We start from the raw sequence: 24761 nt of genomic DNA, 5'->3' as shown, positions 1-24761 counted from the left end.
GTTCTTCGATCTAGCGTATTTATTGACTATAAAAGCTATAGTGTCCACACAACCGTCTCCGGTATGGAAAGAGTCAAAAGTCAAGCTAGTAATAACCTCAAGTTCGGTTCCTTAATAGCTGGATCGATTTTGTTTTTAATAGTAGCAGTTATCTTCAAACCTTTTACAATTGTCAACGCTGGCGAACGCGGTGTAGTGTTGCAGTTTGGCAAAGTGCAAGACGGCATTTTAGATGAAGGCATTCATCCAATTGTGCCTGTAGTCACATCTGTAAAACGTATAAGCGTTCGGGTGCAACAAAATAGTTTTACTGCTGACGCTGCTTCTAAAGATTTACAGAAAGTATCGACGCAATTAGCAGTAAACTGGCATATTGACTCAGCACAAGTTAATAAAGTTTTTCAACGAGTAGGCGACCAAGAGGAGATAATTTCTAGAATTATTACTCCCGCAGTCTCGGAAGTTTTAAAGGCAGCAACGGCAAAGAAGACAGCAGAAGAGATTATTACTAAAAGAAACGATCTAAAAGCAGAAATAGACGAAAATTTAGCAACACGTTTGGCGGATTATAACGTGATAGTAGATGACGTTTCTTTAGTTGATTTTTCCTTTTCTCCAGAATTTAGCAAGGCGATAGAATCCAAACAAATAGCCGAACAAGAAGCAAAACAAGCAGAATTTATTGCCCTCAAAGCGTCGAAAGAAGCAGTAGCCGAAGTCAACCGCGCCAAAGGACAAGCCGAAGCGCAAAGATTGCAAAGGCTAACTCTAACGCGAGAATTGCTGCAAAAACAAGCAATTGAGAAATGGGATGGTCGTTTTCCTACTGTTATGGGTGGTAATGGCGCATTACCGCTAATTAACCTCGATCCAGCTACTTTATCGACTCAAACCCCTAAGTAGATATTTAGGTTTAATTCTGTCAATAAAAATTGAAATTCGTAACTACAATTAGCAAGAGAGCGAAGCTATCACTATCTTACCGAACAGCTAAAGTGAGTAGCGACAAGTCACATTTTCGTACTATGGCATTACTTATGCTTCACGTACCCACTGTGATAATGGCTTTCGTTGCGATTTTACACATTCCTGTAGATATAAATTAATCAAATTTTGATACGAAATACCTGTTTCCTTAGCTAAATCCTTGAAGTAACTAATAACTTCCTCTTCAAGCTGAATTGTTACTTGCTGCTTAAGCTTCTTAATGTACGGATTCTTTACAGATTGGGAAAAATCATACTCATCTTTCATAAAAGAAAACTCTTGTATTGTTGTTGCTCTCGTTTATTTGCCCTACGAGCCGAGAAAATACGAATGGTTTCTTCATCTTCTTTGTAGACGTGGCAAACTACTAACAATAATAGCGAGTCGCTCATGCCTAACATTATGTATCGATCCTCCTCTGAAGAATGTTCTGCGTCATAGAGCAAACGCGCATTTTCATCATAAAATACCGTTTCTGCCTCAGTAAATGAAACACCGTGCTTTTGCTCGTTAACTCTTGCTTTTCGCTCATCCCACTCAAACTTCAACTTATATATACCTATAGTGTAATTACAGTACGAATGCAATTTAGTTAGACGCGCTGAAAATTGCAGTATTGATTACTCATCAAGAATTCAATTATTTAAAAGAGCGATCGCAGCAGTTAACCGCGTCAAAGGACAAGCCGAAACGCTGAGGTTATAAATACAAACTATAACGCAACAATTGTCCCAAAAATAAGCAATTTAGAAATAGGACGGTCGTTTTTCTACCATTATGGGTCGTAACGGCGCATTACCGCTAATTAACCTCGATCCAGCGACTTTATCGACTCCAGCACCTAAGTAAATATTTAGGTTTAATTGTTGCAATCTAATTCTGTAAGCTAGCGATAATTTAAGGATTGTATTCAAATTCCTTTTGGTAGCGCGTACCAATCCAATCACCAGTTGGGGTTTGTCCGAGATCGTATGTGTAGCCCATGTCCCAAAAACTGAGATCGTAGATAGTGCGATCGCGCAAACAAGTATTCATGAATTGGTTAAGTTGAGGATTGCGCTCGTCAGGGAATCCAACTGTTGTTTTTTCAATTGCTACCATTTCTGCACTTTGCAAAGCCAATGCGATCGCACTTTCTTTGGTTTCGGCTATTGCTCCAATTATACGATGTTGGTATGTACAGTTATACCCACCGTGATAATACTCATAAATCAAAATAGGAGTAATTTTATCAAGTATAGTCTGAATTTTTGCTGTAATTTGCTTAGTCTCACCTCCTAATTCTACGGACTGAATTATTGTTTGTTCCCTTACAGTATTTTTCTTTGTATGCCCGTAATAATCTACTTGATTTGGCACAGTAGGCGCAAAACAAAGCCAGTAGTTATCAGAAGTTTGAGCAACTACAATCGAGACAGAGAAATCTAACTGTCCCCCAAATTCAAAATTTAGGTGATTTATTTTAGGTATAGATAAGTTATAAGCTTGAATGTTTTGCAATTTATTACTAATAAATTGCAAAAGTTGTTGATAATAATTCTTACGTTCTTTAGCAATAACTTCGTTCCAATTATCGTTTTTTCGTTCCGAGCGCGTAGGAGCATATTCATAATTATTTTCTGCTTGATTGGTAGGTGTTCCCCATTCTTCGATATTTTGCCAATGTGCAAAAGCAAGCTCCAAATCGGTAAGATTCACAAAGCCTTGAGAAATCATGAGACTCCAAAGAGAAAAACTCTTCTCGGTTGAATTATTCCAAACGAAAGGAGCGTTGCAGAGTAGTTCAAGAGTGCCTAAAAGTTGCTCAGTTTGTGGATTCATTATTTTTAATACTTAGAATTAGGGATTGTAAGCAAACTGACTATTCATATAAATTCCTGCCCAATCTCCTCCAGAAGTTTGACCAATTATGTATATGTTTTCATGAGCCCAAAAGCTCAACCTATACATAATTAGTTTAGAGAAAGCTTGATTGAGAAATTGATTTATATTTTGATAGCTTTGATAAATCTCGTTAACAGCGTAGTCAAAATACCAGTTTTTGATGTAGTCAATATCGCTCAAAAAACTATTAAATTGAGCTATTTCTAACATTCCTGAAGCTTTCAAAGCTTGTTCTAGTGCTAATTCCTTGGTTGCAGCGATAGCAGAAACAATTTGATGGTTATGTGAATAAGAATATTCACCAGCATAATTCCCCTGTAAAGAAATTGTACCTATTTTTGAGGAAATCGCTTGAATTGTTGAGAGTAGATTTAGAGTCTTTTCACCCAAAGAGCGATCGCTTTTTGACTTAACTAGGGGAGAGCGAGAAATTTGCTCTTGTGGAATATAACTTGCTGTATAAACAGTTGGTGAAACACAAATCCAATCTCGATCTTCTGTTCTACCTATGACGACACCGGGATGTATAACATAGTAGCAACGCGGTTTCAATATGTAAGATTCTAAATTGTGCAAACTTGTATTAATAAATTGAAATAAAGATTCAATTCGATTGGTTCTGTTAGCTATCTGCTCTGCATCCAAAGAAAAATCGGGAAAAGTTTTGATGTAGTTCATTTGCTGCCAATCTTTAATTGTCGCATCAACATCCGTAAGCTTTAGCCAGCAATTAGCACGACACAGATTCAAAACATTAAATTCTCCCTGCTTCGCTCTATCCCAAATAAAGGGAGAAATCCGCCCTCCATCTTCGTGATTAGGTAAATTGAAGGGTAGCTCTCGATCGAGTAAAAGTTCTAAAGTAGCGAAAATTTGTTCTGTAATTGGTTGCATAAGTCTTACTTAAATTTAGGCTGATAAATTGGCGTTAGCTACGGCTCTAACAATCCGATTGCTGTCTTGGGCGAGTAAGGAGCGTAGTTCGATCGCAGTAGCAGAGTTTTCAGCCACAGCGTAGCGTTCCAGCCAAGATATAGAAGTTGCTCCTTGTTGGAGGATTTCGCTAGGTGTGAGAGGGTGAAGTAGGGTTACGAATCGCACAAAAGCGTTAGGCGATCGCGCATATTCTGTAAGTATCGTCGCTAAATCGTCAGTTTGGGGATTGTAGAGCCGAGGTAAACCGCGCAAAGTTGGGCTAGTTTGCTTTGTTTGAGGTGGTGAAAGCAATTCTTGTAAGGTTTCGCGGATAGATGCAGGAGTATGAGGATTTTGAGCTACAGCACGCCGAACTTCAACTTTTCGATCTTGGGCTAATTGTGTAAGTATGGTGTCTGAAAGATTGGGGTTAGATGCAACAGCAGTACGAACTAATGCGTCTTCATCTTGGGCTAATTGGGTCAAAATTCTGATAGGCGAACTTGAATTGCTGGCAATTTTTGCTCGAACGTCTTGCTCTAAATCGCTTGCTAGTATTTCTAAAATATTTACAGGGGTAGATGAGTTTGTAGCTATCGCCATACGAACGCTTGCATCTGGACTTTGAACAAGCTTTTCCCAAAGCTGTGATGTCATATTCGGGTGATGGATAATCGCGCGACAAACATTTGGGCTAGGAAGATTGGCAAGTCTTGCTAGAAACTCACTGCTAAGGGTTTTGTTAGCAGCAAGGGTAGTTAGGACAGAATCACTAGATGTTGCTAACAATTTTTCTAAAATAGCTTCGGGAAGATTTGGTTGAGCGGCTACTCGGCGGTAAACTCGTTCCTGATGACTCTCCATTAGTGTTTCTAGTAAGTTAGGAGGAATTACAGCGCGATCGCAAATTCTTATAGCGATCTGTTCGTAGTCTTGGCTGTTTTTATCCTTCTCTCTTAGCAACCGTTCGAGATAATGGGGCGGAATGTCTGCACGCCCAGCGATCGCCCAAAGTACGGGACCGTAACTATCATTAAGTAATGGTTCTAAAGCTTCAATAGGTGTATTGGGATGATCTGCTACTCGATAGCGAACAGAACTATTGCTATGAGTTACCAATCGAGCTAGAGTTTCCCCAGGCATTTGCGAACCCTTTACCGGATGCTTGATAAAGTTAGCAAGGCTCTCTCCATTCATAGTATTAACAGCTTGATTGAGAACCATTCCAGGGGTATTAGGATTGCGTTGATTGACTATATCTTCTTCTAGTCCCAAGCGCGTGAGAACGGTTACAGGCGTGTTGGGGTTGCCTGTCACTGCAACTTTGACATCACGGCTAGAATCGTTAGCTAATCTCACTAAAATATCTACAGGTGTCTCGGATAGTCCAGCAACTCTAGCTCTGACTTGCTCGGATGCGTCTTGAGCCAGTTGTTCTAATAGTTGAACGGGCTTTTGGGTTTTATGAGGTGAGGAGTTGTAAGCAAGCCATAATCTTACGTTTACGCTCTCATCTTTTGCCAGTTCTAGTAAACTGTGGAGTGGTAAATTCGGATTTTGCAAAACTACTTGGCGTACAGTTTCGTCTGTATCTTTTGCCAGTTGTTCTAATACTTGAATTGGAGTTTTGTTGCTACGTGCGGCGGTAAGCTTGGCATTGCGATCGCCTTTTTCTAACACCTGCAACATAGCGTAGGGGCTATCGGTTCGCCGTGCCATTAACTCATGCGCTTTGGCGGTTTCTTGCTTCTGTTGTCTGGTAAGCAGCAATCGATAGCGCTCTAGTAGCGGAAATTTGGGGTTTTTCAGTACAGTTTCAATCGTTGAGTCGTTATTTGTTTTATCCACAGGCTGACTGGCTAATTGCACTAAGACCTCAACTGGTGTACTAGGATTTTCTGCAACCCAGCCACGAGTTGCGCTATTGCTATCCTGTGCTAATTCTGCTAAAGCGGTTGCGGGTGCATTTGGGTTTCTAGACACTGCCTGGCGAGCAGAACCAGGAGTAGCCATGAATTGCTCTAAAATTTCTAATGGGGTATTGGGATGTCGCGCAATTTGCTCTTTTGTACCACTTCCGCAACGTGAGAGGATTTGCTGGTAGTATTCTAGGCGTTCTGGCTTTGGAACTGCTGGATTACAAGCAAGCGCTAGTCGCATATCTAGGTCATTGCTGTAATAACCCCACCTATCTACAGGTTGCGTCAGTTGATTTTGCAATTGATTTCGCAATGCAACTGGGGTACTTGGATTACCAACCAGTGCTACCGCAACCGATCGCACGTATTGATTGTTTTTTACTTCATCATTAATAAGTTCTAAGATGTGAAAGATATTGCTGACAGCGCGATCGCGCAAATTCTTAGGTAAAGACTCAAGTAACTCACCCCATTGAGAAGCTAGGTATGAGAGCAGCATTTGAGATAGGGTACTGGTTCTTGAAGAGGAACCTGTGGCTATTAACTTTAAAGAATCAGAACCACCAATAATTTCTATCCAGCGATCGACATCAATAGAGATATTTGCGGGATAAAAAACCTCGTGCTTTAGCTGAGACATGATTGCATCAGCAGTAGATTGAAAACTATGAGAATTTACTGGATACTCTGAGGCTAAAACTCGGCGAATTTCTCGCAAGAGCTTTTCTTGATAAAGCTCATTTTGCGCCGATTCTAGAATCTGTACGGGAGTATTAACATCTCGTGCAACCTTAACTTGAATTTCTGGGTCAGGATCGATTGATAAGTCTTCCAGCAGGCGCAGTTTGAGATCGAGAGGCGTTAGAGGATTTTGGGCAACCGCTAACTGTACGTTAGAGTCGGGATACTGGCTCAATCGCTCTAAAATTTCTACTGAAACTTGGGGATGTTTGGCAATATCAGCTAAAAAACTAAGATTGTTTTTAATCCATAGTTCGGGATGACCAGTTGCTAACTTTTCTGCTTTGAATCCTGCCAAATCTACATCAGCTAACCTAGCCAGTATCCAAGCTGGTGTATTTGCTTGTCTCAGCAGTAAACTCCGCAGATTGATATCTTGCCAAATCGGCGTTTCTGTCGCCTCGCGGAAAAATCGCTCCAAAATACTAACTGGTAAATTTTCTTGCTGTTTAATACGATACTGCTGAGGCTTGAATAGTAGATGCAATATCTCCTCTGTGGCGTTTGGATGGTCTACCACTGCCTCTTGAATCGCTTGTTCGGGATGTTTCGCCAACAATTCTAAAACTGCCGCAGGTGTGCCAGGATTCTGCGCTACGGCTAACTGAATTGCCAACACTGTATCTGTTGCTAACTGCGTGAGCGTCTGGGCTGGAGTAGATGGATTTTGGGCTACTGCTAGTCGTATCCATGCCCAGCGACTTTGACCAAGCATTGCTAATTGCTCTATATCTGCATTCCAATCACTTGCAACAGCATATTGTCCTTCTACTAATTCGATTAATGCAGGGGGACAACTAGGGTTAAACTTTACCGCTAACCGAACGGCTAATTCTAAATCTCCTGCTAACTGCTCTAAAACTGCTAGTGGTGTTTCTGGTGATTCTGCCACCTGCAATCTCGGTTCGAGGGATGGTTGGAGTGCCAAGCGCTCCAGCAACTTCAAGCGATATCGCAATGGCATATACTGATTACGCAACCCCTGAATCAAGTTATTTGCTGGAACCCACTCGCTTAAAAAGTTTGGGGGAACTGGGGCAATTTTTAGCAGTTCTACCGCCAAGCGATCGTTTTGTCCTAGTTGCCGCGAAGTCAATATATCATCTACTAATTGCTGCCAGTTCTCTCCCGCTTCCCCTGCATAATTTACGTGCAACCTTGCCGCTTCTGCTACTTCCTCAGATGGACTACTTACGAGCATCTCCAACAAACTTCGGGGCGTATCAGGATAAGACGCGATCGCAAGTTGCAATTCTTGTGACTGCTGTAACAACTGCGCGGGCGCATCTATAAAGGTTTGTAGCTCTGACGTGCTAATTGATGACAGGGGTTGCATGACCATAAGTAAAATATTTTATTAGTATGTTTGTACTAACAATATGTGAAGCTGAATTAATAACCAAGTATGTATTGCTACAAACGTTGCAGAGTCCAGATGTATATAAATACAACAGGGTTATAACTCACCTTTTGACCTAGCGCCATGAGTAGGCAGCGATCGCAATCAACTAACTGACAATGTTGCCACTAAAGAATTTAAGAGGCTGGCAATGCTATCAGGCGATAAATCTACCATTGATAAAATTTGTCTGGTATTTTTAAAGTCTCGCTCTATTGACTGTCTATAACTAGGATCGTAGTGATGTTGTAATAAGTCTCGGACAAATTGTTGCCATTGCTGGGAATCTATTAATTGCTCCCATTGCTGAATTTTCTCTTTGCCATAGCGAGACTTGAGCAATTGTAATTTGGCTTTTAAAATATCGGGATTATCCACTAAATGAGGATATTCTTGTAATAAAAATTGCACTCTAGCAGCGATCGGTAGTTGAAGTTCGATGCAAGTTGCTTGCTTCATTTGCTGCCATAGAGACGGAGGCAAGTGAAGTTGTCCGATTTTATTGCTTTCCGATTCTACCCACACAGGCTGACTAGGCTCGAAACTTTGTAATTGTTGCAATAACAGTGATTCAAATAGTTTCTGTGATGGTTGCGCGGTAGGCTTACCTGCCCATTCTTCGCCGAGTAAAGAACCGCGATGGTTAGCCAAAGCTTCTAGATCGAGAACTTGGTGATTTTGCCTGCTTAACTGCCTGAGTATATGAGTTTTGCCAGAACCAGTTAATCCGCACAGAAGTTTGTAAGTAAATTGTGCTGGTAACTCCTCCAACTGCTGGCGCACGTAAGCACGATAGGTTTTGTAACCGCCTTCTAGAACTGTAACTTGCCAGCCAATTTGCGCTAAGACTAGCGCCATGCTATTAGAACGCTGTCCGCCCCGCCAGCAGTAAACTAGAGGGCGATAGTTTTTATCTTTTGACTCAAAGCGATCGCTTAGGTGTTGAGATATGTTCTTGGCGACGAGAGCCGCCCCTTTTTTCCTTGCCGTGAAAGGAGATTGTTTGTAAATCGTACCTACAAGGGCGCGTTCGGCATCATTTAGAACTGGCAAATTTATTGCCCCAGGAATGCAATCTTCAGCAAATTCGCACTGAGAGCGCACATCGATAATTTCACTGTAAGTTTCTGTCCAAGGCTGTTGAGTATAACTAGGAGAAGGCGGCATTCAAATTCAATTACAGTATTCTTCTCGATCTTATAGATTTTTTCTTTGATTCATGTCTGCAAAAATTTCCATAGTTATTCCCGTTCTCAACGAAGCCAGCAAAATTGCCAAAACTATAGCCTCAGCACAGTCAGGGAAAAATATCGAGATTTTAGTAGTAGACGGTGGTAGCCAAGATAATACAGTCGAACTCGTCCAGTCTTTAGGCTTGAAAGTTCTATTTGCTGCAACTGGTAGGGCTAACCAGATGAATGTAGGCGCAAAAGCTGCAACGGGGGAAATTTTGCTATTTCTGCACGCTGATACTCTTTTACCTAGTGGGTTCGATCGCACAGTGCGGCGGGTACTATGCCAACCTAATACTATTGCTGGCGCATTTGCCTTACAAATTGATGGTTCGCTTAGAGGACTGCGGTTAGTAGAAAAGGGAGTAAACTTGCGATCGCATTTTCTATCTCTACCTTATGGCGACCAAGCAATCTTTGTCAAAGCCGAAACATTTAAAGTATTGGGCGGTTATACTCAGTTGCCTATTATGGAAGATTTTGAATTTGTGCTGCGGTTAAGGAAAAATGGCAAAATTGCGATCGTACCTACACCAGTTATTACTTCTAGCAGGCGGTGGCAAAAGTTAGGTGTATGGCAAACTACGATTGTGAATCAACTAGCGATCGCTGCATATTTGTTAAAAGTTCCCCCCAAACGCATAGCAAAATGGTATCGCTGTAAATTCTCATCTTCAACTCAAAACTACTAAAAAGCGATCGCCGCAAATCCTAAACTTCCTGCCTAAAATTTCTGGGCTATTTCTGGCGTGCGTCCTTTTAAACCTGTCATTAGCTTAAGGGCAAATACCTTAACTGGCTGCACGCGGCGCAGCATCAATAATCCCAGGCGACGAATCAAGACTATTGGCAGCAAGTTGTTAGAAAACATCCGATCTAATAAATCGGTAAAGCCTAAAATAGTTAAATTCTCGCGCTGGCGCCAGCGTTCGTAATCCTTGAGAGTTGATAAGTCGCCGATATCTTTACCCTGAATATAAGCTGTTTGCAACACCTGCGCTAAAGCTGCTGCATCTCGAATCCCCATATTTAAACCTTGTCCGCCTACGGGGTGACAGCAGTGTGCAGCATCGCCAATTAAAGCTAGTCTGGGCATAACATAGCGATCGCTCTGCATCAACTTGACGGGAAAGATAAAGCGATCGCCTTCTAGTTGCAATTTACCAATGCGATCGCCCGCTCGCTTGCTCAATTCTGCTAAAAATTGCTCGTCATCTAAGGCTAATAAGGCTTTGGCTTCTGCGTGCGGTGCTGTCCAAACAATCCGACAGCGATTTTCTGGCAAAGGTAAGATAGCAAAAGGTCCGCTACTCCAAAACCGCTCGTAGGCAGTGTTATTATGCCCTTTTTCTGGTTTGACAAAGGCAACTATACATGATTGCCAATATTGCCAACCGCGAGTATTAATTCCCGCCGCTTGACGAATCCGAGATTTTGAACCATCAGCAGCAACAATTAAGCGGGTACGAATTATTTTTAGTTCGCCATTAATACTTAAACTAATTTCTACGCCAGAGGATTGATACTGCGTCTCTATTACTTCTGCAGGACACAAGTAAGTAACGTTAGCGCATTCTTGCACAAAGTCCTGCAAAGGCTTTAAAAGAGCTTGATGTTCGGCTACATAACCTAGTACATCCGAGTTTAAATCTGCGGTTTCAAATTCTACCACCCCAGGATAATCGCCGTCAGAAAGGCAGACATGGCGAAAATTAGCAACTTGCGGCAGCATCTTATCCCACACGCCAATGCCTGCAAATATACGCCCTGATAGTAAATGAACCGCGTAAGCTTGCCCTTTAGCGGCGGCGGCTGAGTCAGGCTTGGCTTCAATTAGCGCTACTTTTAGCCCTGAATTTTTGAGAGCGCAAGCTAGAGTAAGCCCAATAATGCCCCCACCAGCGATCGCTAAGTCATAATCAAAATCTACTTCAGTAGGGTTGCTATCGGGTTGCTTCAACTGATCCAACACCATGTTCGCTCTAGATAAACACAATTATTTACATATCTTCATTGTGCGGCAAATACTTTATCCAAGCAAGAGTTCGATCCCCCTGTGGTCCTACTTATTCCCATCGCGCAATGCTGTAACAACCATCTGCATATTAGCTGGAGGTGCAACTGTAAGTCCGCGTCGAGTAGGCTTAATGGGATGCTTAGTAGCCAACTTTAGCTCGCACCGAGACAAAATTGTTGCTAAGGCAAGTTTCATCTCAAATAAGGCAAAGGCAGCGCCAATACAACGGCGATCGCTCCCACCAAATGGTAAGTATTCATAAGGGGAAAATTGCCTTGATAAAAAGCGCTCTGGTTTAAACTGCTTCGGTTCTGGATATATATCTTCTCTGTGGTGGGTAAGGTAAGTTGAAGCTAGTAGCAAAGTCCCTGGTTCAAACTTATAACCCATAATTTCCATCGGGACTTTAGTTACTCGTGGAAAAGGATTGAGGGCAATCGGGTAGATCCGCAATGTCTCGCAGCATACAGCATTTAAGTACGGTAAACGAGCGATAACTTCGTTAAGCTTCGCTAACGCATTTGGTTCGCTGTTTGCGGGTAAAGAGTCAATTTCTGCTCGGAGTTTTTCTTTAACTTCTGGTAAACTATCGATACAATACAAAGCCCAAGCTAAAGCCGAGGCAGTAGTTTCATGCCCAGCAAATAGCAACGTGATAAGTTCGTCGCGCAACTCTTCGTCTGTCATTGGCTGCCCAACTTCATCGCGTGCTGCTAACAGCAAACTAAGAATATCGTCGCGGTGAGGATTATTTTCGTTTCTTCTCGACTGAATTTCGGCAATTAAAAGCTCATTTACTTGCTGTTTGAGGCGCAAAAATCGCCCCCAAGGACTCCACGCACCCCAGTCTTTTTGCAGAGATGGGAAAAATAGCCAGATCGAACTGAAGGGAGAGGCAAGTGATTCTAGTAAGGATGTGAGAGTTTGCTTGAGTTGTTGGTAGCGATCGCTCTTGTGAATGCCAAATACAGCGTTGAGGATAACTTGCAGTGATATTTCTTGCATTGCCGCCCGCACAGCAAATGGTTTACCGATTTGCCACTGGCTAATTACTTGTTCTGTGACTTGGCAAATTACCTGTGCGTAAGTTTTTAAGCGATCGCCATGAAAGGGCGGCATCAAAAGTTTGCGCTGGCGTTGATGCTTTGCCCCGCCTAGTAAAATCATGGAATTTTCACCTAGCAACGGTAGCAAGATGTCATTAGCACTATTGGTATCAAATAATTCTGGATCGGTACTAAATATTTGCTGTATTGCCTGGGGATTGCTGAAATATACTACTAAGGGCGATATATTTTTTGAGATAGTAAAGGTTTCGCCGTAGCGCTGGGCGCGTTGTTCTAATGCTTCTAAGGGGCGAAAAATCCAATGCAGCGTTCTGAGTCTGCGGATTAAAACTGGACTGCTAGGACCATCTGGTAAGGACATAATAATTCGTAATTCGTAATTCGTAATTCGTAATTTATTCAGTGTTTAAAGCGGCAGCTTAAAATTAATTCTAATTTTTTAGCTGGATCTAAACTAAATTATATACTGCTATCCTCGCGCGTTATGAATTATCCATTATAAAAATAATTATTACCTAGTTATTCTCAGGTTTATTCATTATTTTTAATGTATGTTTTTTCATCCAATAATACCTATTTTTTCTACTAAATTGCTTGACTTTTGTTTAAACAACGTCGTATTATAGTAATTGTATTGGTCTAACCAAATGCTTGTTAAAAGTAGGTGGTTGGAGCGCAACGGACAATCGTCCGTTGCGCGGCATCTGTTAAGTTTGGCAGTAGAAAATGGTTTTTAACTAACAATTCTGCTGTAAGTTATTGAGGAGCGATCGCTTAAATTGCGCCTCTTGCTTCTAAAAAAGCAATTAAAGTATTTCTAGTAGGCATAGAAGACTGCGCCCCCGATTTGGTTGCAGCCAAAGCACCTGTTGCTGCGCCCCAAACAACTGCTTGCCGCAGCGCCAAGCCTTCACATAAAGCTGCTGCCAAACCACCATTAAAAGCATCGCCTGCAGCTACAGTATCGACAGTTGTTACAGTAAAAGCAGGCACAAAAAAACTTTCTTCCAAAGTAACGCAAACAGCACCTTGCGCTCCTAACTTAACGATCGCGCATCCTACGCCACGTTGCAACAAAATCCTGGCTCCTGCGGTAGCTGACTCTATATCGCTGACCGGAAATTCCACTAATTGCTCTATTTCTGTTTGATTGGGAGTAATAATATCTACAAGCGGATAAAGTTCTGCTGGGATTGTAGCAGCAGGTGCAGGATCGAGAATTACTTTTGTTCCAGCTTGTTTAGCTGCTTGAGCGGCGAGTATGATACTAGGCATGGGAATTTCAAATTGCATTAATAACACCGCAGCGTTAGGTAACAGACTTTTTAGACAATCTAAGTCGATATCATCAATACAGCCATTTGCTCCAGAAATGACAGTAATTTGATTTTCTCCAGTATCATCGACATTAATTAACGCCACACCAGAACTAACAGTCTCATCTACCAATACGCACTCAATATTTACACCAGCAGTATTAAGACTGTTCAGTAATTCGCTGCCAAAATTATCGTCGCCGACACGCCCGACAATTTTGGTAGGTACTGCTAATCGCGCTAGGGCTACAGCTTGATTTGCGCCTTTACCACCAGGCGCAGTAAAAAATTCATGTCCTTGCAGGGTTTTACCAGGCGTAGGAAGTTCGGGGGTTCTGGCAACCAAGTCTAAGTTGATGCTACCAAAAACGATCGCAGATTGTTTTATATTTGCAGGATCTAACATAGTCAGAACTACTGTTTTCTCTCATTGCAACTATATTTAAGTAACTATACTAAGCTATAAGTATTTAAGAGCTTACCTAAATTAGAGATTAAAAGGTAATTACATCCTCATAAACTTCTGTCATCGCTAACTGTAAATCCACAGAATTTAAGTTAATTAAATCGTTTCTACCTAGAATTTGCCTTGACCAATTACCTTGTGGATCTTTTTGGTAAATTTCCACCTCTACGTTATCTTGACTAACTATTACATATTCCTGCAAATCTTCTAGTTTTCTGTAAGCCATTAATTTTTCTCGGCGGTCTATACTTTCTGTACTTGGAGATAATACTTCAACAATTAAGCAAGGTTTGGTTAAGAAAAATTTTTCTCTATCCTGTGGGTTACAAGTAACAACTACATCAGGATAGTAAGTCACATCATCTTTTTCGATTCTGACTTTCATATCAGAAACAAATACTTGACAAGATTTTCCTCTTAGATGAGTACGTAGCCTAGTGCCAATATTCAAAGTAATTAAGTTATGCTCTCGACTACCTCCTGTCATCGCAAATATTTGTCCGTTGAGATACTCGTGACGAACTTTGCTAGATTCTTCAGCTTTTAGGTAGTCGGGAAAGCTGATATAAGTTAATTGAACTTGCATACTTTTAAGTTAGATAATTTATACGCCGAATAACTTTACAAGGATTGCCTGCTGCGACAACGTTTGCGGGAATATCTTTAATAACAACACTCCCAGCACCGATAGTAGTATTATCGCCAATAATTACACCAGGACAAATAATTGCACCGCCCCCAATCCAGACGTTGTTACCAATTTTAATCGGCGCTGCAAGCTCTTTACCACTAAGACGAATTTGTGGATCTGTGGGATGATAAGCGGTGTATATTTGCACGTAGGGAGCGCACTTAACATTATCTCCAATCTCAACTATGTTGCAGTCTAAAACTACACAGCCATAGTTCATATACAAGTTGTTGCCGATGTAGATATTACTACCATAGTCGCAGCGAAAAGGTGGCTGTATTTCTACTTTTTCTCCTATTTTGGCGAATAGTTCTTGCAAAAGTTGCGATCGCATTTCTGCTTCTTCTTCCGTTGTAGCGTTATAAATTCTTGATAAACGCCGCGCCCTTTTACTATCAGCAGCAAGTTCGGGATCGGTTGCTAGGTATAACTCCCCAGCTAACATTTTTTGTTTTTCTGTTTTTTCTACCACTGCCTAATATAATTGATAAAATGCGATCGCTTTAACTGTAACAGTTTTATAAGAAACGTCAATATTTGTTATACAAACGTGCTTAATTATAACACTTATTATGCCTTTTCTTTTCTGCCTTGAAGGGGAAGACTGCAAGAAAAAAGTTGTTATAAGGTTAAAAGTTACATCTAATTAAATGAGAAGCGATCGCGCTTATCTCAACAGCAAAATAATAATTTAAACATCTTTCCTACTGCGCTAGAACGCTGTATCGGCAAATGTTATATCGATTAATAAATAAACTGAAAAAAGTATTAAAAAAACATTTCTGGCAAGTTGGCACTGCTTTGGCTTTTCTGTTGGGGATATCGTTGATATTTATTGTGCCAGCATTAAGTCAACAGCCAGTTGTTTTAAGTTTACTGATGACCGCACCCGATGCCCAACCTTGGCAGCAGGGTATTATTAAAGATTTTGAATCTAAATATCCAAACATTCGCGTCAATATTATTGAAGGTCCTAACGCCACCAACTTGCTAGAAGACCTTTATACTTCAGCTTTTATTTTGGGCGATTCTCCATACGACCTAATCAACATGGACGTAATTTGGACACCTAAATTTGCAGCGGCGGGATGGTTGCAAGACCTCACAGATGAATTTTCGGCTGAGGAACTAGCTGTATTTTCACCTAATGATGTTGAAGGGAGTCGCTACGAAGGAAGGTTATATCGCGTCCCTATGCGTTCTGATGCTGGAGTGCTTTACTACCGCAAAGACTTATTAGACGCAGCAGGATACCAACCACCAGAAACCTTTGCCGACTTGCTAAAAATTTCTCAAGCATTGCAGAAAGATGACAAAGTAAATTGGGGCTATTTGTGGCAAGGTCGCCAATACGAAGGCTTAGTAGCTATGTTTGTCGAGGTTTTGGAAGGATACGGCGGTTTTTGGGTAAATCCCCAGACTTTGGACGTAGGATTAGACCGACCGGAAACTTTACAAGCAATTGATTTTCTTCGCAGTACCGTCAATCAAAGAGTGTCGCCGCCTGGGGTGACAACTTATCAAGAAGAAGAAACAAGAAGAATATTTCAAAGCGGTCAAGCAGCATTTTTACGCAGTTGGCCCTACGTTTGGCCCTTGGCAAATGAAGATAATTCGCCGATAAAAGGCAAAATTGGCATCAAACCGATGGTTCACGCCCCTGGAAAAAACGCTGGAACTTGCTTAGGCGGTTGGGGACTGGGCATTTCTAAGTCAACTAGACACCCCAAAGAAGCATTGACGGCAATTCGCTACTTTACCAGCGATGAGGCGCAGCGCAACTTTATTTTAAAAGCTGGATACGTACCGAGTAGGAAAGAGTTATTTAACGACCCAGAAATAGTTGCTAAATATGCACATTATCCGCAGTTACTAGAGATTGTCGGCAGTTCTGTTTTGCGTCCGGCGATCGCTCAATACGCGCAAGCTTCTGATATTTTACAACGTTACCTCAGCGCTGCCCTAACAAATAGCATGACTCCCGAACAAGCAATGAAGTCAGCAGCCAACGAAACTAGGCTACTACTAGGCAAATAGCTTCCCCCGTATCCTCGTCTAACTATGACTAAATCAGACACAATTCGCAGCCGAGAACAACGCACAGCCTGGATATTGTTAGTTCCAGCACTAATATTACTTCTGCTTGTATATGCCTACCCGATTGCGCGGGCGTTTTGGCTGAGTTTATTTACGCAAAACTTAGGCACAGAGTTGCAAGCTGAGTTTTCTGGATTAAATAACTACGTCCGTATGGCGGGAGATGGACGTTTCTGGCAGAGTTTTTGGACGACAAGTATATTTACTACTGCATCTGTATTGCTAGAGTTGCTGCTAGGGATGGGTATTGCTTTAGTCCTCAATCAGCGATTTCCAGGACGCAGCCTGGTACGAACAAGTGCAATTATCCCTTGGGCTTTGCCTACAGCTTTGATTGGACTTGCTTGGGCGTGGATTTTTAACGACCAGTTTGGTGTAGTCAACGATATATTGCTGCGCTTGGGGCTAATTCAAACTGGCATAAACTGGCTGGGAGAACCGAATTTAGCCAGAATTGCCGTAATTTTTGCTGATGTTTGGAAGACTACGCCTTTTATTAGTATTTTGCTACTAGCTGGGTTGCAATCAATTTCCCCCGACCTCTACGAAGCCCATGCAATTGATGGGGCGACTCCTTGGCAAAGCTTTCGGCAAATTACTATTCCGTTGTTACTACCGCAAATCTTGATTGCTTCACTATTTCGAGTCGCACAGGCTTTCGGTATCTTTGACTTGATTGCAGTCATGACCAATGGCGGACCTGGAGGCGCTACAGAGGTGGTATCGCTGTATATCTACTCTACTGTAATGCGTTACTTGGATTTTGGATATGGTGCGGCTTTGGTAGTAGTGACATTTTTATTATTGATTGCGGCTGTAGCGATCGCAAGTTTCTTACTGAGCAAATCTCGAACTAAAGCTAGGGGGTTAGCTTAAAATTATGTCATCAGCAATTTCTCAAAGACCTGCTAGTTCCTCTAGTCAAAAAGCCGCTATTCCTTGGCAAAAAATTCTGTTATGGCTAGCAGTTATATTAGTAACGGTATTTTGTCTAGCACCTATTTTGTGGCAAGTATTAACATCATTCAAGTTTAATGATGACATTGCTGCAGTTCCAACCAAATATCTACCTACTCGCTACACCTTAAATCATTACTTTGAATTATTTGCCCGCCGTAAGTTCTGGCTATACATAATCAATAGTGCTTTTGTGTCAATTACTTCTACGGCTGTAGCTTTAGCACTAGGCGCACCTGCTGCATACGCACTAGCAAGGTTGCGCCCTTGGGGAGGTAAAGTTATTTTGGCAGGCGTTCTAATTGTTACTTTGTTCCCAGGAATATTGCTATTTCTAGGCTTGTTAGAAGTTGTCCAAGCTTTACATTTAGGCAACAACTATTTAGCCTTGATAATTCCTTATACAGCTATCAATTTACCCTTAACTATCTTGGTACTGAGGAGCTTTTTTGAACAGCTACCCAAAGATTTAGAGGATGCAGCAAAAGTTGATGGTTACAATACTTGGCAAATGCTAATTCAAATATTGTTACCAATGACTTTACCTGCTTTGGTAACTACAGGCATTTTGACATTTATTTTTGCTTGGAACGAGTTTATTTTTGCGTTAACATTTATGACTCGCGACGAGTTGAAAACTATTCCGGTTGCTGCTGCCCAAATCGGCGGTTCTTCAGTATTTGAAATTCCCTACGGACCGATTGCTGCCGCTACGGTAATCGGGACTTTGCCCCTAGTATTACTCGTTTTATTCTTCCAGCGCAAAATCGTTCAAGGTTTAACTGCTGGTGCTGTCAAAGGTTAGTGATTTCCTAAAAAACTACCTACTCGGCATCATTTTTGACATCTAACTTTTAACTTATTATGGCAAGACTCGAACTAATTAACCTCAATAAAACCTACAGCCCCAAGGTTGTCCCAGTTAAAGATATTAGCTTGGACGTAGATGATGGCGAATTTTTGACTTTGCTGGGTCCTTCTGGTTGCGGTAAATCTACAACTCTAAGACTAATTGCTGGGTTAGAAGAACCGACAAGAGGAAAAATTACTATTGGCAACACAGATGTAACTAATGCTAGACCAGGCGATCGCAATATTGCGATGGTATTTCAAAGTTACGCCCTTTATCCTCACCTCACCGTTTACGAAAACCTTTGTTCTGGACTAAAACTCCAAAAAGTCCCTTCTGCTGAAATCAAACAGCGCGTTGATTCTGCTGCTAGCGTTTTGGGCTTGGATGCTGGGTTAATGAACCGCAAACCAGGACAACTCTCAGGCGGACAGCGCCAACGGGTAGCAGTTGGTCGGGCTTTGGTACGTCGCCCACACGTATTTCTCTTAGATGAACCTTTAAGTAATTTAGATGCGCTGCTACGCGAACGAGTCCGCGCTGATATCAAACAACTATTTGCCGCCCAAAGAGTGCCTGTGGTTTACGTAACTCACGATCAAACAGAGGCAATGACTCTCTCAACTAAAGTTGCGGTGTTAAATAATGGCTACGTGCAGCAACTAGACCCCCCAGAACGCATCTACAGCCATCCTGCCAATCAATTTGTGGCTGGCTTTGTCGGTAGTCCGCAGATGAATTTACTCACACTGCCTTGTCAGGGACGTTTCGCCATGTTGGGCGATTGTAAGATTAACTTGCCCGAACTATCAACTGTACCGCCGCAAATTGTCTTAGGTATTCGTCCCGAAAATGTTCGCATCCCCCAGCCTGGAGATACGCAGATAATTCACGGTCAAGTATTTTTAGTCGAACACTTGGGGATGCACAATTTAGTCAGCATCAAGGTAAATAGTTCCTTGAAAGAAGATATTACCGTTCGGGCTTTATTGCCTACAGACCAAAGGTGGAGTGATGGAGATATTAGCCTAGCACTCGCACCTCAAAGCATTCACTGGTTTGACGTGCAAACTGGCGATGTATTTAGACGTGAGAAAGTCAGAGTATAAAGTTATAGTCTCACTCTCGGATATTAGAAAGCTAGGGCGGCGTTTCAACTTGTCTTGAAACGCCGCCCTTATTTTTGTTGCTGGCTTCCACCCGCATTTAGGATTTATTGCAGGTTTGCATAGCCTCAGAAAAGCGATCGCTTTTCTAGTGTGGAACTTACCCTAAGACTATTTGAGGTCATAGCGATCGAGGTTCATCACCTTATCCCACGTTGCCACAAAGTCATCCACAAATTTCTGCTGCGAGTCCTCAGCGCCATAAACTTCCGCGAGGGCGCGTAACTGAGAGTTCGAGCCGAAGATGAGGTCAACACGAGTAGCGGTCCACTTTTGTTCGCCTGTTTTGCGACTGCTGCCCTCAAACTCATATTCATCTTCAGAGGTTGCCTTCCAGGTCGTGCCCAGGTCAAGCAGGTTTACGAAGAAGTCATTAGTCAGCGTCTCTGGGCGAGCGGTCAAGACACCGTGCTGGGAAGCTCCAAAGTTTGTACCCAAAACGCGCATACCGCCCAAAAGAACCGTCATCTCAGGGGCAGACAGGGTCAGCAATTGCGCCTGATCGACTAGCAACTCTTCAAGCGATTCGCTGTGCTTGCCACTTGTGTAGTTGCGGAACCCGTCTGCAACTGGTTCGAGTACAGCAAAGGATTCAACATCAGTTTTCTCTTGTGATGCATCCGCACGTCCTGGCTGGAAGGGAACTTTGACCTCATGCCCTGCATTCTTCGCCGCTTGTTCGATGCCCGCACAGCCGCCTAGAACAATCAAGTCAGCGATCGAAACCTGCTTGCCGCCATGCGAGTTGTTGAACTCCTGTTGGATTCCCTCCAGGGTTTGCAACACCGTTGCCAGTTGGGTCGGCTGGTTGACTTCCCAATCCTTCTGCGGCGCAAGCCGAATGCGTCCTCCGTTCGCTCCACCGCGCTTGTCAGACCCACGAAACGTGGATGCTGATGCCCAAGCCGTCGAAACGAGTTGAGAAACAGACAATCCTGAAGCTAGAATCTTCTGTTTGAGCGCGGCGATGTCCTGCTCGTCAATCAATTCATAAGTGACTTCGGGGATGGGATCTTGCCACAAGAACTCTTCCGCTGGCACTTCTGGACCGAGATAGCGCGAGCGCGGTCCCATGTCGCGATGGGTCAGCTTGAACCACGCCTTGGCGAACGCTTCTGCGAACTCATCTGGGTTATCGCGGTAATGCCGCGCGATCGGCTCGTAGATGGGGTCCATCTTCATAGCCATGTCTGCCGTAGTCATCATCGGGGCGTGCCGTCTCGACGGATCGTGTGCGTCGGGAACTGTATCCGCACCAGCACCGTTTTTCGGCTTCCACTGCCACGCGCCAGCAGGACTCTTCGCCAGTTCCCAATCGTATTTGAACAAAGTTTCCAGATAGCTGTTGTCCCACTGCGTTGGCGTGGGAGTCCATGCGCCTTCGATACCGCTGGTGATCGCATCGACTCCGACACCCGTGTTGAAGGCGTTCTTCCAGCCCAGTCCTTGATCCACGATGGTGGCTCCCCCAGGGTCAGCACCAACATGAGACGATTCGCCCGCGCCATGACACTTGCCGAACGTATGCCCCCCAGCAGTAAGTGCGACCGTTTCTGCATCGTTCATTGCCATACGACCAAAGGTTTCACGAATATCGCGTCCTGAGCCAACCGGATTGGGTTCGCCGTCTGGACCTTCTGGGTTGACGTAGATTAGACCCATCTGAACGGCAGCTAGAGGGTTCGATAGCACGCGATCGTCACTGTAGCGATCGTTGCCGAGCCAAGCTTTCTCAGAACCCCAGTAGATGTCTTCTTCTGGTGCCCAGACATCTTCGCGCCCGCCAGCAAAACCGATCGTTTTGAAGCCCATCGACTCCAGCGCGCAGTTGCCAGCAAAGACCATAAGATCCGCCCAGGAGATTTTCTTGCCGTATTTCTGCTTGATGGGCCAAAGCAACATCCGCGCCTTGTCGAGGTTGGCATTGTCGGGCCAACTGTTGAGCGGCTCAAACCTTTGGCTACCCGAACCTGCGCCGCCGCGACCATCTCCGGTCCGATATGTGCCTGCGCTGTGCCAAGCCATCCGAATGAAGAGCGGTCCATAGTGACCGTAATCGGCTGGCCACCAGTCCTGAGAGGTGGTCATTAGCTCGAATATATCTGCCCTCACGGCAGCTAAGTCGAGGCTCTTGAACGCCTCAGCATAGTTGAACGCCTTACTCATAGGATTGGACTGGGGTGAGTGCTGGTGAAGGACGCTCAGATTCAAATACTTCGGCCACCAGTCTCGGTTCGACGGCTTATGACGATCTGTCTGTTTCTGACCTCCACCCGTAAACGGGCATCCGCTTTCGCTGCTCATATTATCTCCTGTCTTTGAAAAACGCTAATCTACAGTTGCAAATTAGAAAAAGCGATTTAAATTACCATGAAATAGTAATAGCTTTAATCATAATGGATATGAGTTCGTTTTAGCAGAATCGTTAAGCGATTGTAACAAGTGCGATCGCCCGTTGAGGACGTGCTACCAAAAGTTCTTGCCAGCGATCGCTGCTGTCGCTTTTTACGAACAATTGCCTGTTGATGGTCTGTTATTTTTGAGGAGCCCAAACCAAAGCTTTAAGATAGTAGTCTTAAAGTCAAAAAATCTTATTATGGAGTGTTGCGCTTCAGGTTTTTGGACTTGTAGAAAGTTTCTAAACTTTGGCGATCGCCTACATAGCGCCAGTGCCAAGGCTCGTAACTTACACCTTGAGAATTATTTTTGGGAAAAGACAACTCAAAGCTATAACGGGCGGCATTTGCTACTAGCCATTTATAAGCTTGGGTTTTTTCAAATTTAGTATTTAAGTTGGTTGCTGACGCTCTACCATCGCCAATATCTACAGCGTAGCCTGTATGATGTTCGCTATATCCAGGCGGAGCGCTGACTTCGGCTCTTTTGGTAGTTGTTTGTCCTCGTTCGGCTTTGACATCAAAAAATAGGTGTTGTTGCTCCTGCACCGAGCGAAAGCCAGAAATAGGCACTATGATGACACCAGATTTTTTAGCTGCAGCAACCATAGCTTGAAATTGTTGGGCGGCGCTTTTGCGAAGTTTGAGGCGGCGATCGCGCGAAATTGGCTGCAAGTCTTTTGATACAGCTTCAGTGTAAGCAAAATGTCCCAGTAAAGTATCCGAGTTGCGCGAATTAGGCGCTGTTGGTGTAGGACTAGAAGTTGCTACAGAAGTAGGGTTATTAGTGTTTTTGGCTGGCAAAGAAGTTAATGACCAAACAATTGCACTCAAGCTGAGAATAGATAAACCTAACAAGCCAAAAATTAGGGCAAGTTTGAAGCGGCGACGAGGTTGGACGCGATGAGTGTCCCGCAAAGCTTCTGGAATATCATCTATAGAGCGGGCGGGAACCTTTTGAGGTTTTTTAGGCTTACCTTTATCCACGAACCAATTCCTAGACTTTTTAACTTGCCAATAGCCAATTTTAGACTAATCAGGGCGGAGTAACGAGGGCGCTGACATTAATAAGTACGTTAAATATGAAGAAATGAAACTGCTATTGTCCGATTGATGAAACTGTTAGAACTTTACGCGCCCCTAATTGGCTTAGTGCTGTTGGGATTTATTCTTGGTAAGAAATTGCCTGCAAATATTCCCGTTTATATAGGTCGGTTTCTTTTTTGGCTCGGTATTCCCATAAGCATATTAGTATTTTTGCGTCAAGCTGACCTATCGGGACCGATTTGGGTTGCGCCTTTGGTTGCTTGGCTGGCAATTTTATTAGGAGCGATCTTAGCTTGGTGGTGGATTGGAGTAAGCGATCGCACAAACCCAATTTGGAGTCGTCCTACTCAAGGTAGCTTTCTATTGGCGGCAACAATTGGCAATACTGGTTATTTGGGATATCCGATAACTTTGGCGTTTGTCGGCAGTCAGTATTTTGGTTATGCGTTATTTTACGACTTGCTGGGTTCGACACTAGGCGCTTGGGGGTTAGGAGTTGCTTTAGCGGCTTATTTTGGCGGTAGCGGACAAAACTATCGGCAGGTTTTACAAGCGATCGCCATTAATCCGTCATTATGGAGTTTTGGCTTTGGTTTAGGATTTCGTCAAGTGCTATTGCCAAATTTAGTAGAAACGATGTTGCTGCGCTTAGGATGGGCGATCGTAGCTTTAGCACTGATTTTAATTGGGATGCGTCTTAGCAAGTTAGATTCATGGCATAACTTACCTAGAGCCTCTATTAGCTTAGGGATTAAGATGCTGATAGTTCCTTTAATTTTAGGTAGCAGTTTAGCTTTTTTTGGCATAACTGGAGCTACGGGCTTGGCGATCGTGCTGCAGATGTCTATGCCGCCTGCTTTTGCGACGTTAGTTATTGCTGAAGCTTACAATTTAGATCGCGAGTTGAGCGTTACTGCTTTGGCTGTGGGTTCTGGGGGATTGTTAGTGACTTTACCTATTTGGTTGTGGTTGTTTAATTAAAATTGATTTGCCTATGCGTAGAGCCGTAGCAGCCTATCTGTGGAGACGTAGCACTGCTACGTCTCCTACAACACCCCGATCTTTTGGCTAAATTCAGCTAGATTGATTTGTTCGTAGGTTTCAAATGGCTGATGAATCCAAGGGCTATCGGCAAAATAATCTACATAGTAGTCTGGGACAATTTCCGAACAGGCTTTGTACCAAATTACAGCGGTGCGAATTTCTTGAATATGAGAACCACAATGCTGCTTTAACCAGGGAATAGTTTGGCGAATAGTTACGCCAGAATCTACTAAATCGTCTACTAATAAAATGTGCGAACCCAAATTGGCGCTAGTCATGGTCAAATTTTGGGCAATGGTTAGATTACCTCTTGATTGCTGCATTGCACCGTCGTAAGAAGATGTTGCCAAAATCGCTAGTGGTTGCTTGTATATTCTAGAGAGAATATCGCCAACCCTTAACCCGCCTCTAGCAAGACACACAATTTGATTGAACTGCCAATTCGATTGATAAATCTTCACCGCCAGTTGCTCGATTTTTTGGTGGTACTCTGACCAAGAAACATAAATATCTGGCATAAAAGGTGCAGTTGTGAGCTAATACTTAGTGGCAGAGTTATTTATTCTAAAC

21 protein-coding genes are annotated in these 24761 nt (G+C 43.1%); 7 read left to right on the top strand and 14 right to left on the bottom strand.

All coding sequences use genetic code 11. The features are described from left to right. Positions 1-63 precede the first annotated feature (63 nt). Entirely contained in the window at positions 64-903 is an 840-nt protein-coding gene (locus UH38_RS06705) for a prohibitin family protein (RefSeq protein WP_045053873.1), read from the top strand. 132 nt (positions 904-1035) lie between these two features. On the opposite strand, the gene UH38_RS06700 is transcribed toward UH38_RS06705, so the two are convergent. The 6 genes from UH38_RS06700 to mnmH all read right to left on the bottom strand — a co-directional run bounded on the left by UH38_RS06700 (position 1036) and on the right by mnmH (position 9012). Further along, positions 1036-1254, bottom strand: coding sequence for a DUF6364 family protein (locus tag UH38_RS06700; RefSeq protein ID WP_045053872.1), 219 nt, complete (start codon positions 1252-1254; stop codon positions 1036-1038). Then, complete coding sequence (locus tag UH38_RS06695) at positions 1251-1544, bottom strand: BrnT family toxin (protein ID WP_045053961.1); 294 nt, start codon at positions 1542-1544, stop codon at positions 1251-1253. Before UH38_RS06695 ends, UH38_RS06700 begins: the two co-directional genes overlap by 4 nt. Before the next feature lie 340 nt (positions 1545-1884). Beyond that, entirely contained in the window at positions 1885-2808 is a 924-nt protein-coding gene (locus tag UH38_RS06690; protein ID WP_144405635.1) for a hypothetical protein, read from the bottom strand. An 18-nt stretch (positions 2809-2826) separates the two neighbouring features. Further along, positions 2827-3765: a nuclease A inhibitor family protein gene (locus UH38_RS06685; protein WP_045053870.1), complete on the bottom strand. Its 939-nt coding sequence runs from the start codon at positions 3763-3765 to the stop codon at positions 2827-2829. Positions 3766-3780: 15 nt separating this feature from the next. Then, entirely contained in the window at positions 3781-7788 is a 4008-nt protein-coding gene (locus UH38_RS06680) for a hypothetical protein (RefSeq protein WP_052672282.1), read from the bottom strand. Positions 7789-7950: 162 nt separating this feature from the next. After that, positions 7951-9012 carry a tRNA 2-selenouridine(34) synthase MnmH gene (gene mnmH / locus UH38_RS06675; protein ID WP_045053869.1) on the bottom strand — a complete coding sequence of 354 codons (1062 nt, stop codon included), beginning with the start codon at positions 9010-9012 and terminating at the stop codon, positions 7951-7953. A 52-nt stretch (positions 9013-9064) separates the two neighbouring features. Between mnmH and UH38_RS06670 the strand changes: the two genes are divergently transcribed. After that, complete coding sequence (locus tag UH38_RS06670; RefSeq protein ID WP_045053868.1) at positions 9065-9769, top strand: TIGR04283 family arsenosugar biosynthesis glycosyltransferase; 705 nt, start codon at positions 9065-9067, stop codon at positions 9767-9769. 32 nt (positions 9770-9801) lie between these two features. Here the strand turns inward: UH38_RS06670 and UH38_RS06665 are convergent, their stop codons facing one another. The 5 genes from UH38_RS06665 to UH38_RS06645 all read right to left on the bottom strand — a co-directional run bounded on the left by UH38_RS06665 (position 9802) and on the right by UH38_RS06645 (position 15079). Further along, on the bottom strand, positions 9802-11052 hold the full coding sequence (locus UH38_RS06665) for an FAD-dependent hydroxylase (RefSeq protein ID WP_045053867.1): 1251 nt from the start codon (positions 11050-11052) through the stop codon (positions 9802-9804). Between the two features lie 87 nt (positions 11053-11139). Then, complete coding sequence (locus tag UH38_RS06660) at positions 11140-12522, bottom strand: cytochrome P450 (protein ID WP_045053866.1); 1383 nt, start codon at positions 12520-12522, stop codon at positions 11140-11142. A gap of 413 nt (positions 12523-12935) precedes the next feature. Beyond that, the gene (gene rbsK, locus UH38_RS06655; RefSeq protein ID WP_045053865.1) at positions 12936-13883 is read right to left on the bottom strand and encodes a ribokinase; all 948 of its coding nucleotides are present in this window, start codon (positions 13881-13883) and stop codon (positions 12936-12938) included. 88 nt (positions 13884-13971) lie between these two features. Beyond that, positions 13972-14529: a Uma2 family endonuclease gene (locus UH38_RS06650; RefSeq protein WP_045053864.1), complete on the bottom strand. Its 558-nt coding sequence runs from the start codon at positions 14527-14529 to the stop codon at positions 13972-13974. 4 nt (positions 14530-14533) lie between these two features. After that, a complete protein-coding gene (locus tag UH38_RS06645) occupies positions 14534-15079 on the bottom strand; it encodes a sugar O-acetyltransferase (protein WP_045053959.1) in 546 nt (181 codons plus the stop codon). A gap of 287 nt (positions 15080-15366) precedes the next feature. Here UH38_RS06645 and UH38_RS06640 point away from each other — a divergent pair, with 287 nt between their 5' ends. The 4 genes from UH38_RS06640 to UH38_RS06625 are packed head-to-tail and all read left to right on the top strand — an operon-like array spanning position 15367 to position 19647. Then, positions 15367-16671, top strand: coding sequence for an ABC transporter substrate-binding protein (locus UH38_RS06640; protein WP_144405634.1), 1305 nt, complete (start codon positions 15367-15369; stop codon positions 16669-16671). Between the two features lie 24 nt (positions 16672-16695). Next, positions 16696-17607 (top strand): carbohydrate ABC transporter permease, encoded by a 912-nt coding sequence (locus UH38_RS06635; protein WP_045053863.1) that lies wholly within the window; start codon positions 16696-16698, stop codon positions 17605-17607. Positions 17608-17611: 4 nt separating this feature from the next. Next, positions 17612-18493: a carbohydrate ABC transporter permease gene (locus UH38_RS06630; protein WP_045053862.1), complete on the top strand. Its 882-nt coding sequence runs from the start codon at positions 17612-17614 to the stop codon at positions 18491-18493. Positions 18494-18552: 59 nt separating this feature from the next. Beyond that, the gene (locus UH38_RS06625; protein WP_045053861.1) at positions 18553-19647 is read left to right on the top strand and encodes an ABC transporter ATP-binding protein; all 1095 of its coding nucleotides are present in this window, start codon (positions 18553-18555) and stop codon (positions 19645-19647) included. A 168-nt stretch (positions 19648-19815) separates the two neighbouring features. Here UH38_RS06625 and katG read toward each other — a convergent pair whose 3' ends face one another. Further along, complete coding sequence (katG, locus tag UH38_RS06620) at positions 19816-22008, bottom strand: catalase/peroxidase HPI (RefSeq protein WP_045053860.1); 2193 nt, start codon at positions 22006-22008, stop codon at positions 19816-19818. A 290-nt stretch (positions 22009-22298) separates the two neighbouring features. Further along, positions 22299-23087 (bottom strand): M15 family metallopeptidase, encoded by a 789-nt coding sequence (locus tag UH38_RS06615; protein WP_045053859.1) that lies wholly within the window; start codon positions 23085-23087, stop codon positions 22299-22301. 126 nt (positions 23088-23213) lie between these two features. Here UH38_RS06615 and UH38_RS06610 point away from each other — a divergent pair, with 126 nt between their 5' ends. Continuing rightward, complete coding sequence (locus tag UH38_RS06610) at positions 23214-24128, top strand: AEC family transporter (RefSeq protein ID WP_045053858.1); 915 nt, start codon at positions 23214-23216, stop codon at positions 24126-24128. Positions 24129-24193: 65 nt separating this feature from the next. On the opposite strand, the gene UH38_RS06605 is transcribed toward UH38_RS06610, so the two are convergent. Beyond that, positions 24194-24709 carry a phosphoribosyltransferase gene (locus UH38_RS06605; RefSeq protein ID WP_045053857.1) on the bottom strand — a complete coding sequence of 172 codons (516 nt, stop codon included), beginning with the start codon at positions 24707-24709 and terminating at the stop codon, positions 24194-24196. Between the last annotated feature and the right edge of the window lie 52 nt (positions 24710-24761).

This window comes from Aliterella atlantica CENA595 (assembly GCF_000952155.1).
Lineage (GTDB): Bacteria > Cyanobacteriota > Cyanobacteriia > Cyanobacteriales > Chroococcidiopsidaceae > Aliterella > Aliterella atlantica.
This window is presented reverse-complemented; position numbering and strand designations above follow the sequence as displayed.

Coding starts and splice junctions, on each gene's coding strand:
- UH38_RS06705 (WP_045053873.1), top strand. CDS start 64: ATGGAAAGAGTCAAAAGTCAAGCTAGTAATAACCTCAAGTTCGGTTCC.
- UH38_RS06700 (WP_045053872.1), bottom strand. CDS start 1,254: ATGAAAGATGAGTATGATTTTTCCCAATCTGTAAAGAATCCGTACATT.
- UH38_RS06690 (WP_144405635.1), bottom strand. CDS start 2,808: ATGAATCCACAAACTGAGCAACTTTTAGGCACTCTTGAACTACTCTGC.
- UH38_RS06685 (WP_045053870.1), bottom strand. CDS start 3,765: ATGCAACCAATTACAGAACAAATTTTCGCTACTTTAGAACTTTTACTC.
- UH38_RS06680 (WP_052672282.1), bottom strand. CDS start 7,788: ATGGTCATGCAACCCCTGTCATCAATTAGCACGTCAGAGCTACAAACC.
- mnmH (WP_045053869.1), bottom strand. CDS start 9,012: ATGCCGCCTTCTCCTAGTTATACTCAACAGCCTTGGACAGAAACTTAC.
- UH38_RS06670 (WP_045053868.1), top strand. CDS start 9,065: ATGTCTGCAAAAATTTCCATAGTTATTCCCGTTCTCAACGAAGCCAGC.
- UH38_RS06665 (WP_045053867.1), bottom strand. CDS start 11,052: ATGGTGTTGGATCAGTTGAAGCAACCCGATAGCAACCCTACTGAAGTA.
- UH38_RS06660 (WP_045053866.1), bottom strand. CDS start 12,522: ATGTCCTTACCAGATGGTCCTAGCAGTCCAGTTTTAATCCGCAGACTC.
- rbsK (WP_045053865.1), bottom strand. CDS start 13,883: ATGTTAGATCCTGCAAATATAAAACAATCTGCGATCGTTTTTGGTAGC.
- UH38_RS06650 (WP_045053864.1), bottom strand. CDS start 14,529: ATGCAAGTTCAATTAACTTATATCAGCTTTCCCGACTACCTAAAAGCT.
- UH38_RS06645 (WP_045053959.1), bottom strand. CDS start 15,079: ATGTTAGCTGGGGAGTTATACCTAGCAACCGATCCCGAACTTGCTGCT.
- UH38_RS06640 (WP_144405634.1), top strand. CDS start 15,367: ATGTTATATCGATTAATAAATAAACTGAAAAAAGTATTAAAAAAACAT.
- UH38_RS06635 (WP_045053863.1), top strand. CDS start 16,696: ATGACTAAATCAGACACAATTCGCAGCCGAGAACAACGCACAGCCTGG.
- UH38_RS06630 (WP_045053862.1), top strand. CDS start 17,612: ATGTCATCAGCAATTTCTCAAAGACCTGCTAGTTCCTCTAGTCAAAAA.
- UH38_RS06625 (WP_045053861.1), top strand. CDS start 18,553: ATGGCAAGACTCGAACTAATTAACCTCAATAAAACCTACAGCCCCAAG.
- katG (WP_045053860.1), bottom strand. CDS start 22,008: ATGAGCAGCGAAAGCGGATGCCCGTTTACGGGTGGAGGTCAGAAACAG.
- UH38_RS06610 (WP_045053858.1), top strand. CDS start 23,214: ATGAAACTGTTAGAACTTTACGCGCCCCTAATTGGCTTAGTGCTGTTG.
- UH38_RS06605 (WP_045053857.1), bottom strand. CDS start 24,709: ATGCCAGATATTTATGTTTCTTGGTCAGAGTACCACCAAAAAATCGAG.